This window comes from Kushneria halocnemicola (assembly GCF_965650455.1).
Taxonomy (GTDB): domain Bacteria; phylum Pseudomonadota; class Gammaproteobacteria; order Pseudomonadales; family Halomonadaceae; genus Kushneria.
The window spans coordinates 1328983-1341314 of sequence record NZ_OZ287968.1 but is presented as its reverse complement, the minus strand read 5'-3'; the positions used below and the strand labels follow the sequence as shown (position 1 = coordinate 1341314).

Genomic DNA, 12332 nt, shown 5'->3' with positions numbered 1-12332 from the left:
ATGTCACCGAGAGGTAAAAAAAGACAGCGTTTCATTATGACTACTGAGAAAAAGGCGTGCTGGCGCTAGAATGGCGCATACCCGTGCTTTAAAGCATGAACATATTGTGTATCACTGCGTCATCATGGACCCTGTTGTGCACCGGAAAGTGACGCAAAATGCGGCTCCTGTACTGCTGGTATGAAGGTGCAGTGTCGTGGTAAACAGGCCTGCTCAATTCGATAAAACATACGCTGTCATGCATGGCTGCCCTGAGCTTTTTTCCTGCATGGCGGTACCCGTATGAACCATACCTTTTTATATATCAGGGCGCTTCAAGGATGCTTATGAAAAATGTTGCTGTGACGTCTTATCTGAAAACCTCCGGTAGTACCGCGGTTTACACTACCCTGAAAAAAAGTGCCATGCTGGCTTTCGGGATGGCTTCGCTGTTTTCCGCCCAGGCTGTGCTCGCATTTGACTTCAATGATGTCAGCCAGGAGGCTCAGGAGCTTGCACAGCGTGGCCATAGCGCGCCTCAGAGCAATCTCCCGGGCTCGCTTTCCGGACTGAATTTTCAGCAGTATCAGCAGATTCAGTACAAGCCCGCCCAGTCGCACTGGCGCAGCGATAACCTGCGCTTTGATCTGGGATTTTTCCATGAAGGCATGCACTACAACACGCCTGTCACCATCAATGAAGTCAACGGTGATGACGTCCGTGAGCTGAAGTTTTCGCCGGATAACTTCAACTACGGCAACCTTGATCTCGACAAGTCGAAGTTCAAGGATCTCGGTTTTGCCGGCTTCAAGATCAACTACGGCGACAGCCCTGATAAAAAGAACGAGTCGATGGTCTTTCTGGGGGCCAGCTACTTTCGGGTTGCCGGCAAGGACCAGCGCTACGGTCTTTCAAGTCGCGGACTGGCCGTCGATACCGGGCTCAACTCGGGAGAAGAGTTCCCCCGGTTCAAGGAATTCTGGGTCGTCAAACCGCAGGGCGATGATCGGTATCTGACTATCTATGCGCTGCTGGATTCGCCGAGTGCGACCGGCGCCTATCGCTTTATCCTGCGCCCGGGTCAGGACAGCGTGGTCGATGTTCAGTCGCGCCTTTTCCTGCGTCGTCAGGTCACCAAGCTGGGCATCGCGCCGCTGACCAGCATGTATCTGTTCGGCCCCGAGCAGCCGGTTTCGGGCAGCAACTATCGTCCTGCCATTCATGACTCCAACGGTCTGCAGCTGGCCACCAGTGACGGGCAGTGGCTGTGGCGTCCGCTGGCCAATCCCAAGCGGCTTTCGGTCGATACCTTCCCGGCCAACAATCCGCGCGGTATCGGGCTTTTGCAGCGCGATCACCAGTTCGACAACTATCAGGATATCCAGAATCGCTACGATCTGCGTCCGAGCGCCTGGGTCGAGCCGCAAAACAGCTGGGGTGACGGTCAGGTCGAGCTGGTACAGATCCCGACGCCGGATGAAACCAATGACAACATTGTCAGTTTCTGGCGCCCCATGCAGGAACTGCCGACCAATCAGCCGCTGGATTACAACTACACCATCAACTGGACGCTCAACGAGTCGCGCTATCACACGCCCGATCTGGGCTGGGTAGCACAGACCCGTCGCGCACGCGGTGAGGTGATTCAGGACAATCTGGTGCGCAAAAACGACGACAGCACGCTGTATGTGGTCGATTTCGTGGGGCCGAACCTCAAGTCGCCGGGCAGCAATGCCAATATCCAGGCCGATGTCGATCTGGGTGACAACGGTCAGGTCGTACGCAGTGAAGTGGTTCGCAACCCTGCCATGGGCGGGTATCGCCTGAATCTGAGCGTCAAGGCCAACGACACCTCAAAGCCGATCAACATGAAGGCTTTTTTGAAAAACGGTGATTCGCGCCTGACGGAAACCTGGAACTACGTGCTGCCTGCCAATGAGTGATGATGCCTACTCAAGCCCGGCCCGGGCCTATCTCGAGCGCCTGGCGCTCGGGACCCGGGAGCTGGGTAACCGACGAGAGCTGCTGGAGCTGGCGTCTCAGGATACGCCCTTGTTCCAGATCCATGACACGATCGGAAAGCAGAGCCTTCTGCAGGATGATCCTTCCAGCGCTTCGGTGCTCAGGCGCCTGGAACTCGCCTACGGGACGGCGCCGCTTGCACCGCCCGAAGTGCTTGGCACGGACAAGGCAGGGCGTGTCTGTCTCAAGACCATGCCGCCCATCGAGCGGACCTCGATTGCGCCTCATCCCTGGACCACCAGCCCGATCAAGCGCCTGAAAAAGGGCTACCATCTGCGCCGTGGCAATCTAAAGCCCCGCGAGCGCAAGACCCGCGCGCCCGAGGCACCCTCGGCGGCGCGCTGGAAAATGGTGGGTTCGATGCGGCGCTGGACGCTGTTGGCACTGGTCATGGTGCAAAGTGCCGTGGCGGTCTGGTACATGAGCACCGTGTTGCCTTATCAGGGCGCGCAGTTTCTCGAAGTGCTGGAGCTTATCCTCTTTGCGCTGCTGTTTTGCTGGGTTTCGGCCGGTTTCTGGACGGCGCTGATGGGCTTTTTCCAGCTGCTCAAGGGGCGGGATAAATACAGTATCTCAGCGAGCAGCGGCGGCGATGAGCCGATCGACCCCTCAGCCAGAACGGCCATTGTCATGCCGATCTGTAATGAGGACGTCAACCGCGTGTTCGCCGGTCTCAAGGCGACCTACGAGTCCGTACAGCGCAGTGGCAACATCGAGCACTTTGACTTCTACGTGCTCAGTGACAGCTACGACCCCGACACCTGCGTGGAAGAAAATCATGCCTGGCTGAGGCTGTGTCGTGAAGTTGGCGGATTCGGTCGGATCTTCTATCGGCGTCGTTCACGGCGGGTGAAGAAAAAAAGCGGCAACATCGATGATTTCTGCCGTCGCTTTGGCGCCAAGTATCGCTACATGCTGGTTATGGATGCCGACAGTGTCATGAGCGGTCGCTGTCTGACCCGACTGGTTCAGCTGATGGAGGCCAATCCGGACGCGGGTATTATCCAGTCGGCGCCGCTGGCGGCCGGCAGTAACAATCTCTATGCCCGACTGCAGCAGTTCGCCACCAGAGTATATGGACCGCTTTTCACGGCGGGCCTGCACTTCTGGCAGCTGGGAGAGTCCCACTACTGGGGGCATAACGCCATTATCCGCGTTGAACCCTTCATGTATTACTGCTCGCTGGCACCGCTGCCGGGCAAGGGGGCTCTGTCGGGTGAGATCCTGTCACACGACTTTGTCGAAGCCGCACTGATGCGTCGTGCCGGCTGGGGCGTGTGGATTGCCTATGACATGCCGGGCAGCTATGAAGAGATGCCGCCCAACCTGATCGATGAGCTGCAGCGCGATCGGCGCTGGTGTCAGGGCAACATCATGAACTTCCGGCTGTTTCTGGTGCGCGGCATGCACCCGGTACACCGGGCGGTGTTTCTGACCGGTGTGATGTCCTATCTGTCGGCGCCGCTGTGGTTTTTGTTTTTGATGCTGTCCACGGCGCTGCTGGCCGTACATACGCTGACCACACCCGAGTATTTCACCGAGCCGATGCAGCTGTTCCCACGCTGGCCCGAGTGGCATCCGGGCAGGGCGGTGGCGCTCTTTTCCACCACGCTCACCCTTTTGTTTTTGCCCAAGATCCTGAGTGTCATCGTGATCTGGGCCAAGGGGCCACGCTACTACGGTGGCGCCATGCGACTGGGGCTTTCGATGATCATCGAGTCGCTGATCTCGATGCTTCTGGCGCCGGTGCGCATGCTCTTCCATACCCGCTTTGTGCTGGCAGCCCTGATGGGCATCGAGGTCAAGTGGAAGTCGCCGCAGCGTGATTTCAGCGAGACGACCTGGAAGGATGCCTTCATGCGTCACGGTGGGCAGACCGTGTTTGGTATTATCTGGACGCTGTTTGTTCTCTGGCTGGACCCACTGTTTTTGCTGTGGCTCTGGCCCATCGTCGGGGCGCTGATGCTATCGATCCCGGTCTCGGTCATTACCAGCAAGGTCGGGCTGGGACGTGCTGCCTTCAGAAAGCGCATGTTCCTGATTCCCGAGGAGTCCAATCCGCCGAGGGAGCTGCGGGCCACCTGGCGATTTGTGCGCAACGCGCGCCATCAGCCGCCGGCGCCGACCTTCGTGCAGACCGTGGTGGATCCCATCGACAACGCGCTGGGCTGCGCCATGGGTGTGGCACGCCACAACAAGTCCGAGGCGATCGAGTCGCAGCGTCAGGCGATGGTGCGTCAGGCGCTGGTGGGTGGTCCCGACAAGATGCCCAACAAGGAAAAGCTGCTGGTGCTGGATGATCCGGTCATGCTGTCCCGGCTGCACTATCAGGTCTGGGATCGCAGCCATCAGTATCCTGCCTGGATTGACGAAGCCTATGCCGATGACCCGCCGCCGCGCTTTATCTAGACAGGTGGTCTGACGCGAAAAGGCCCTGCCAATGGCAGGGCCTTTTTTATGTTCGTGTCGTCATGCGAACGGCCCGACGGAAGGCGCCATAAAAAAGGGCCCGGCGATTGCCGGACCCTTTGGATGTTGCGCACCACTTATCAGGCCGTGTGGAAATCCAGGCCGTTTTCGGTGGCCTTGATGATACCAACGCGCACGACGAAGTCGCCGAAGTATTCGCCTGCCTCACGCTCTTTGGCGTAGCGATGGATCATCGGCGTCAGCTCTTCGAGAATGGTTTTCTCGTCGATGTTCTCGCGATACATCTTGTTGAGCCGGGTGCCGGTGAAATCGCCGCCCAGATAGAGGTTGTAGCGGCCAAGCGCCTTGCCGACAAAGCCGATTTCCGCCATGAAGGGCCGCCCGCATCCGTTGGGGCAGCCGGTCATGCGTACAATGATCGGATCGTTTTCGAGTCCGGCGTCCTTCATGATGGCATCGAACCTGTCCAGCAGCGTGGGCAGATAGCGTTCGCTCTCCGCCATGGCCAGACCACAGGTGGGGAAGGCCACACAGGCGATCGAATGCTGACGCAGGGGGGTGACATCCTTGAGCATGCGATAGCGGTCGATAATGCCGTCGATCTGCTCGCGAAGCTCGGGCTTCACATTGGTGATGATCAGGTTCTGGTTGCAGCTCAGCACGATATCGCCGTCATGAATACTGGCGATTTCACGCATCCCGGTCATGATCTGCATGCCGGCATGGATCGGGTTGTCATCTTCGTAGTCACGGATACGACCGTTTTCGACGAACAATCCGTAGTGCCACTGGCCATCATCACCCTGATACCAGCCGAGAATGTCGCCGGTCGTGGTGAACTCGAAGTCGCGGGCCTCTTCCAGTGCGTAACCCAGGTACTTTTCAAGCTCGGCTCTGAAACCTTCAGCGCCCATGGTGTCGACGGTGTACTTGAGACGCGCGTGCTTGCGGTTTTTGCGATCGCCGTTGTCACGCTGAACCAGCATGATCTTTTCGGCCACATCGACGGTCTGGTCGACGTCGCAGTAACCGATCACGGAGCCGCGACGCGGATAGGTATCCGGCTCGCCATGGGTCGAACCCATGCCGCCGCCAACGGCCACGTTGAAGCCCTTGAGCGCACCGTTTTCAACGATGGCGATAAAAGCCACGTCGTTGGTCAAAACGTCGGTTTCGTTGTCCGGCGGCACGGCCAGGCCGATCTTGAACTTTCGCGGCAGGTAGTGCTTGGTATAGAGCGGCTCATCCTGCTCGGGGCCACCGGCCACGCGCTCCTCGCCCAGAAAGATCTCGTGATAGGCACGGGTGCGCGGCAGCAGATGGTTACTGATCTCGGCGGCCAGGTCATACACCTCGCGGTGGACTGTCGAGCGATGCGGGTTGGCCGTGGAGGTCACGTTACGATTGACGTCGCCGCAGGCAGCGATGGTGTCAATCATGGCGTCGTTGACCGTTTTCAGGTGCGCGCGCAGATTGCTTTTGAACACGCCGTGGTACTGAAAGGTCTGACGCGTGGTGATACGCAGCGTGCCATTGGCGTAGTTGCGTGCCACGTCATCCAGCGTCAGCCACTGCTGGCTGCTCATGCGCCCGCCGGCAATGCGCAGACGCACCATGAAGGAATAGAGCGGTTCCAGCTTTTTCTTGCGGCGCTGATCGCGAACGTCGCGATCATCCTGCATATAGAAGCCGTGGAACTTGGTCAGCTGGGTATCGTCAGGGCTGACGGCGCCGGTGGCGTTGTCCGCCATGTCTTCCATCAACCGACCGCGCAGAAAGTCACTGTTGACCTTGAGGCTTTCATTGGCGGCGTAGTCGTCAAGCGATTCGTCACGGAGTTTGGCAATAATATCGGTCATTTTCAGTATACGTCCCGCTGGTAGCGTTTGGACTGCTGAAGATCGCGGATGTACTGGGCTGCGGCGTCCTCATCAAGACCGCCGTGTTCCCGGGCAATATCCAGCAGTGCCTGGTGTACGTCGGCTGCCATGCGCTCGCCGTCACCACACACATAAAAATGGGCGCCACGCTCAAGCCAGGCGTAGATGTCCGCCCCTCTTTCCCGCATGCGATCCTGTACGTAGATCTTTTCTGCCTGATCGCGCGAAAAGGCAACGTCCAGCCGGCTCAGCAGACCCTTCTCTCGCCAGTTCAGCCATTCGGCCTGATAGAGGAAGTCGCTGTGAAAGTGCTGATCGCCAAAGAACAGCCAGTTGTCACCGTCGGCGCCGGCATCGTCACGTTCCTGCATGAAGGCGCGAAAGGGTGCCACGCCCGTGCCCGGGCCTACCATGATGATCGGTGTGCTGTTGTCGTGCGGCAGCTTGAAGTTCTTGTTGCGATCAACATAGATCGGAATCGTGTCGCCGGGCTGTACATGATCGGACAGATAACCGGTCGTGACGCCATTGCGCGCCCTTCCATGTGCTTCATAGCGCACCACACCGACGGTCAGATGAACTTCGTCAGGGTCGGCGTTATAGCTTGAGGCGATGGAGTAAAGCCGCGGCGGCAGTTTGCGCAGCGCCTGAGTAAAGGTGGCAGCGTCAAGGTTGTCGACCGGGAACTGTTCGATCACATCGATGATGTGACGGCCATAGACCCACTCCTTGAACTCGTCACGCGCCTCGTCACTCAGGATGCGCTGCAGTTCGGCATCCCCGCTGAGTTCGGCCCATTTTTCGAGAAACGGCCGCGTCAGCGTGGTGACTTCAAACTCGGCCAGCAGGGCATCGCGCACCTTGCTGCCGGTGTCCAGCTCGGTGTCATGGCTGATTCTGAGCTTTTCCAGCAGCTCATCGACATAGGCCGGATCGTTTTGCGGTACGACCCCCAGTGCGTCGCCGGGTTCGTAGACCAGACCGGAGTCTTCCAGCGACAGCTCGATGTGACGGGTTTCCTTGCTGGAACCATCATCATTGAGAATCACCGTGTCGAGAATTTCGGCGTAGAAGGGGTTTTTCTTCGACCACTGGCTTTCACCGGCCGATGCCGCGGGCGAGCCCTGCTCGGCTGATGCCGTGGTGGCGCCTGAGAGTTCGGCGTAGCGTGCCAGCACGGTTTCGATCCATGCCTCTGCCGGCTCTTCATAGTCGACGTCACAGTCGATGCGGTCGCTGATGCGCTCGGCGCCGAGTTCTGTCAGGCGGGCATCGAACTCCTTGCCCATCTGACAGAACTGGTCATAGCTCGAGTCGCCCAGTCCCAGCACGGCAAAGCGGTGACCGTCGAGTTTGGGCGCCTTGCGGCCGTTGATCAGCTCATAAAAGCCGATGGCCGTATCGGGCGGGTCGCCTTCGCCCTGGGTGCTGACCACAACGATCAGATTGGCGGGATCCTTGAGATCCTTTTTGGTGACGTCTGCCATATCGAGCAGACGAACGTTGAAGCCATGTGCCTTGGCGCGATCGCGCGCCTGCTCGGCCACGCCTTCGGCGTTGCCGGTCTGGCTGCCATACAATACGGTAATTTCGGGTAGTGCGGAGGCGGTCTGTGTTGCACCTGCAGGTGACGCAGCGCTCAGCTGGCCGCCGGACGCATTGAGTCCGGCGAGATACCCACTCAGCCAGGTCATCTGATCGCGATCCATGCCGCCCAGTACGTCATTGAGACGCTGGGCCTGATCGCCATTCAGAGGACTGTTGGTATCGAGCAGGGGGCCTTGTGACATCGTGGATATCCTCATCTGTCCCCGGGGGAGGAAGGCGAATGCTAGCGACCTCCCCAATGAATTAAAAGGTATAAATTATAATGCTTTTATAATTTAAAGGAATTAAAGGCAGGCCAGGACTGCCATCATGATCATTTTGCTGCGCTGTTGCACCACGGTGGCGGCGCTGATGCCTGAAAGGCCCGGTGATGTCCGTGAATACAGGGCTTTTTTCTTCAACGTCGATATGTCGCGTGAAAGCAATTCGGCATGGTTTTCATTACGCGTCATAAAAGCGGCGGTGAATGTAGCATGCCTGCGGTATTCGATATCAGGCCGTTGCGATCGAAAATGACCAGGATTTATTTAAATACCGAAAAGCGGGGGAGTATACCCGTATCGAGGCAAGACACGAACCGTAGGAGGCATCAGGGGTCACAAGGCTTTCGGACAATACCCGGACGGCACGTGGTCATCATTATCATGAGGCAGATGAAGTGCGCTGGATGACATGATAGTTTCCTCCGGCTTTTGCCTGACGCGCCGATATCTGCCGGGTTGTAACACCTGCCAGCCAGCAATGGCGACAGGGCCTTGTTGTGAGGTATACATCAATTCGACGAGTGCCCGACACGATAGCGTTTATCCCGTCACTGCACCGGCATCTCTCAACTCGATAAAACAGGAGTGCGATATTGAATTTCTGGCTGATTGTGAACGGCAAGGGAGTCGGGAATCCTGAGCTGCGCGATGCAGTGGATCGCATTCGCAATGAGGGTGTGAACCTTTCGGTTCGGGTGACCTGGGAAAGCGGCGATATTGCACGCTTTCTGGAAGAGGCGGTGGATCAGCAGCTCGACCGCATTATTGTGGCCGGCGGTGACGGCACGCTTCACGAGGCCACCAATGCGCTGATGGCCATCGATGCCTCAAGGCGCCCCGCGCTTGGCATCATTCCCATGGGCACGGCCAACGATTTTGCCACGGCCACGGGTATTCCGGGCCCGCCCCTTGATGCGCTCTCGCTGGCGGTTCACGGCACACCTCGTGCCATCGATGTGGCTCGTATCAATGATCTTTACTGTCTCAACATGGCCTCCGGCGGCTTTGGTGCCAAGGTCACCAGCGATACGCCGCCTGCCCTGAAAAAACTGCTGGGTGGGGGCGCCTATTCGCTGGTGGGGGTCATGCAGGCCTGGCGCTTCGAACCGTTTCGCTGCCATCTTCAGACCAGCGACGGCAACTACGAGCGCGACCTCATCGTACTGGCCATCGGCAACGGTCGTCAGGCCGGCGGCGGCCAGGAGCTGACGCCGCGAGCCTTGCTCAACGATGGCCTGCTGGATGTACTGACCGTTGAAGCCTTCTCGCTGAGCCGAATAGGCAGTGCCATCCATGAGCTCAGAGAGCTCCCCACTGATGGCAAACTGGTGCGCTACCATCAGCTGACGTCGATGGATTTCCAGAGTGAAACCCCACTGCCCATCAATCTGGACGGCGAGTTCCACGAATTTACACAGGCAAAAATCGAGGTGTGCCCGGGGGCCCTGTCCATTGTTTTGCCGGATGAGTGCCGGCTGATGTATGAAGGCAAGCCTCGAAGTCGCCATGGTCGCAGTAGCTAGTCCGGTCCGGGCGGATTTGAAAACGTCTGGCATCAATCTGAACGTTACAAAATGACGACTGCATGACAGATGACGCACGACTATAAGTAGTAGTTCCGGTCATGCAGGGTCCGTGTATTGATGCAGCGACTCGCATGAACCGGTCTACACTTTACAGGTCATGCACGGCGAATTGCCCCGTTTCAAAGCGATATTCACTATCGTTACGGCGCTGCAGTGATCGACGTGGCATCTATTTAAAGTTATCAGGGAGGTATTCATGAAAGGGAAAACAATTGCGGCGGCCAGCCTTGCCTTTGTCATGGCGCTCGGGCTGAGTGCCTGTGGTCAGGACGATCCGGCTGATGAAGCAGCAGAGCAGGCTCAGGAAGCCAATCAGACCGGTCAGGACATGGATAATCCGGGTGCCAATGCGACTTCTGATGATGCTGCTGCCCAGGCCGGCACCGATAATGGCGCCATGGATCCCGAAAGCGGCGGCACCAGCACCATGCCGGAAGATACTGACGCCGACGCGGATTCAGGCACCATGCAGGGCATGAACGAGGCTCAGGACAGCACACATGAGAGCACCGGTGCACGCGAAGGCGGCACGGGCCATTCGGCCACCAACGCAGGCTCTTCGGGCACCATGAGCCAGGCAGAGGAAGCCGAGCAGATCAACAACTCCTCGAGCAACACGCAGTAAATAACAGGGCAGGTCGTTTATTCGGCCTGCCGGTTTGATCGACAGAGACGATGTTTTGCAGATCGTCGACCGTCGGACATAAAAAAGCCCGCGCCATGGCGCGGGCTTTTTGCAAGACAAATGCCGATGCAGTGATCAGTCGGTTGCCTTGATGTTGGCGGCCTGAAGGCCTTTCTTGCCCTGAGTCACTTCAAAGGAGACCTTCTGGCCATCCTGAAGCGACTTGAAGCCTTCAGCCTGAATCTCGGAAAAGTGTGCGAAGAGATCGTCGCCACCGTCATCGGGAGAGATAAAGCCGTATCCCTTGGTGTCGTTAAACCATTTGACAGTACCGGTTGCCATCTTTGATGTCCTTGCTCTATTTGCAGTGATACCGAGCCGCAGCCCGTTTATGCGTTGGGCCTTCGGAAACTGCCGATCGAAAAATCGGTCGAACATTTTCCTGCCAAGCCACCTCTGGAAGCATGATTCAGGATCCTGAGAAAGGTCAAGTGCAATTTGCCAATCTTCAGGTGCATGCCATTATGCAATGGAACGATCAGCATTGGAGGCAGGATTGATGAACGTCCAGAACGTCGATTATCAAAATGCTCAGGCAGCACAGCAGTTCACGCAGTCGCTGCGCGAGACCGGTTTTGGCGTGGTTCGCAACCACCCGGTGCCTCAGGCGCTGGTGGAACGGATCTATGCAGGGTGGGCTGCCTTTTTCGAGGATGAGGGCAAGCAGCAGTGGCGGTTTGACCCCGCGACTCACGCCGGTTTTTTCCCGGCAAGTATCTCCGAGACAGCCAAGGGGCAGACGCAAAAGGATCTCAAGGAATACTTTCATATCTATCCGGGGACAAAAGTGCCCGAAAGCCTGCAGGCCGACATTGACGAGTACTATCGTATCGCTCAGGAAGTGGCCACAACGCTTCTGGGCTGGATTGAGGCCAATACTCCGCAGGCGGTGTCAGGGCATTTCAGCGAATCGCTTTCCAGCATGATTCGCGACAGCCATCAGACGCTTTTACGGGTGCTGTACTATCCGCCGGTTGAAGACAGCGAGACCGGCGGCGCCGTCCGTGCCGGGGCGCATGAAGACATTAACCTGATCACCGTATTGCCTGCCTCCAATGAAGCCGGCCTTGAAGTGAAAGGGCGCGATGGGCAGTGGTTGCCCGTGCCCTGTGATCCGGGACAGCTGATCATCAACGTGGGGGACATGCTTCAGGAAGCCTCAAACGGGTATTTCCCGTCCACCACGCATCGGGTGGTCAATCCCGAAGGGGCATCGCGTCAGCGGGCCCGTCTGTCCCTGCCACTGTTTTTGCATCCCAGACCGGAAGTGACGCTCTCCGAGCGCTACAGTGCCGATGGGTATCTCCAGGAAAGGCTCAAGGAGCTGGGCGTCTCATGAATGCCGTCACCTCGCAGCCGCAGTGGCCGCAGGACTGGCGACCCGGTAATCATACCGATGATCTGCGCTTTGCCCAGCAGCTGGTAGAGGAGACCATGTCTCCCTACTGGCAAAAGCGGCGCATGGTCTTTAGTCGTCAGCTTTTCAAGGATCAGTGGGTGCGGCTGGAGACGGCCATTATCCTGCGCAACGAGCAAAGGGCAGGGCTGATTGCCTGGGATGTGGTAGACAATATCCACTATCTTCGCGAGCTGCATCTGACGGCCCCGTGGCGTGGGCAGGGCATTGGCGCGGGGGTGCTGGCGAACTGGATCGCCCGGCAGGAGTCGCTGGGCGCCCGAAAGATGCGTCTCAAGGTCTTTGCTGAAAACCCGGCGCGCCGGCTCTACGAGCGCATGGGGTTTCAGCCCATGTCGAACGCAGGAGACATCTCCGGGCTTTTGAACATGGAGCGGCGCACGTGATATATCACAACGGTGCGTTTTGACATTGACTGTGCCATCGCCTGCCACCATATCGGGTGCACTACCCTCATCATGA

10 protein-coding genes are annotated in these 12332 nt (G+C 58.0%); 7 read left to right on the top strand and 3 right to left on the bottom strand.

Translation table 11 applies throughout. The features are described from left to right. The first annotated feature begins 326 nt into the window (after window positions 1-326). The gene (locus tag ACS92L_RS06080; protein ID WP_438767744.1) at window positions 327-1922 is read left to right on the top strand and encodes a glucan biosynthesis protein G; all 1596 of its coding nucleotides are present in this window, start codon (window positions 327-329) and stop codon (window positions 1920-1922) included. After that, window positions 1915-4410 carry a glucans biosynthesis glucosyltransferase MdoH gene (gene mdoH, locus ACS92L_RS06075; RefSeq protein WP_438767743.1) on the top strand — a complete coding sequence of 832 codons (2496 nt, stop codon included), beginning with the start codon at window positions 1915-1917 and terminating at the stop codon, window positions 4408-4410. The genes ACS92L_RS06080 and mdoH overlap by 8 nt, the downstream gene beginning before the upstream one ends. Before the next feature lie 140 nt (window positions 4411-4550). Here mdoH and ACS92L_RS06070 read toward each other — a convergent pair whose 3' ends face one another. Beyond that, complete coding sequence (locus ACS92L_RS06070) at window positions 4551-6290, bottom strand: NADPH-dependent assimilatory sulfite reductase hemoprotein subunit (RefSeq protein WP_438767741.1); 1740 nt, start codon at window positions 6288-6290, stop codon at window positions 4551-4553. Window positions 6291-6292: 2 nt separating this feature from the next. Next, window positions 6293-8101, bottom strand: a complete 1809-nt coding sequence (locus ACS92L_RS06065; protein ID WP_438767740.1) for an assimilatory sulfite reductase (NADPH) flavoprotein subunit — start codon at window positions 8099-8101, stop codon at window positions 6293-6295. Between the two features lie 127 nt (window positions 8102-8228). Here ACS92L_RS06065 and ACS92L_RS06060 point away from each other — a divergent pair, with 127 nt between their 5' ends. From ACS92L_RS06060 to ACS92L_RS06050, 3 genes are all read left to right on the top strand, one after another. Further along, the gene (locus ACS92L_RS06060; RefSeq protein ID WP_438767738.1) at window positions 8229-8435 is read left to right on the top strand and encodes a hypothetical protein; all 207 of its coding nucleotides are present in this window, start codon (window positions 8229-8231) and stop codon (window positions 8433-8435) included. A gap of 340 nt (window positions 8436-8775) precedes the next feature. Continuing rightward, on the top strand, window positions 8776-9705 hold the full coding sequence (yegS, locus tag ACS92L_RS06055; protein WP_438767736.1) for a lipid kinase YegS: 930 nt from the start codon (window positions 8776-8778) through the stop codon (window positions 9703-9705). Window positions 9706-9964: 259 nt separating this feature from the next. Further along, window positions 9965-10393, top strand: a complete 429-nt coding sequence (locus ACS92L_RS06050; RefSeq protein WP_438767735.1) for a hypothetical protein — start codon at window positions 9965-9967, stop codon at window positions 10391-10393. Between the two features lie 135 nt (window positions 10394-10528). On the opposite strand, the gene ACS92L_RS06045 is transcribed toward ACS92L_RS06050, so the two are convergent. Next, on the bottom strand, window positions 10529-10735 hold the full coding sequence (locus ACS92L_RS06045) for a cold-shock protein (protein ID WP_115852896.1): 207 nt from the start codon (window positions 10733-10735) through the stop codon (window positions 10529-10531). 217 nt (window positions 10736-10952) lie between these two features. Here ACS92L_RS06045 and ACS92L_RS06040 point away from each other — a divergent pair, with 217 nt between their 5' ends. Continuing rightward, a complete protein-coding gene (locus ACS92L_RS06040; protein ID WP_438767733.1) occupies window positions 10953-11792 on the top strand; it encodes an isopenicillin N synthase family dioxygenase in 840 nt (279 codons plus the stop codon). Next, a complete protein-coding gene (locus ACS92L_RS06035; protein WP_438767732.1) occupies window positions 11789-12256 on the top strand; it encodes a GNAT family N-acetyltransferase in 468 nt (155 codons plus the stop codon). Before ACS92L_RS06040 ends, ACS92L_RS06035 begins: the two co-directional genes overlap by 4 nt. Window positions 12257-12332: the final 76 nt, after the last annotated feature.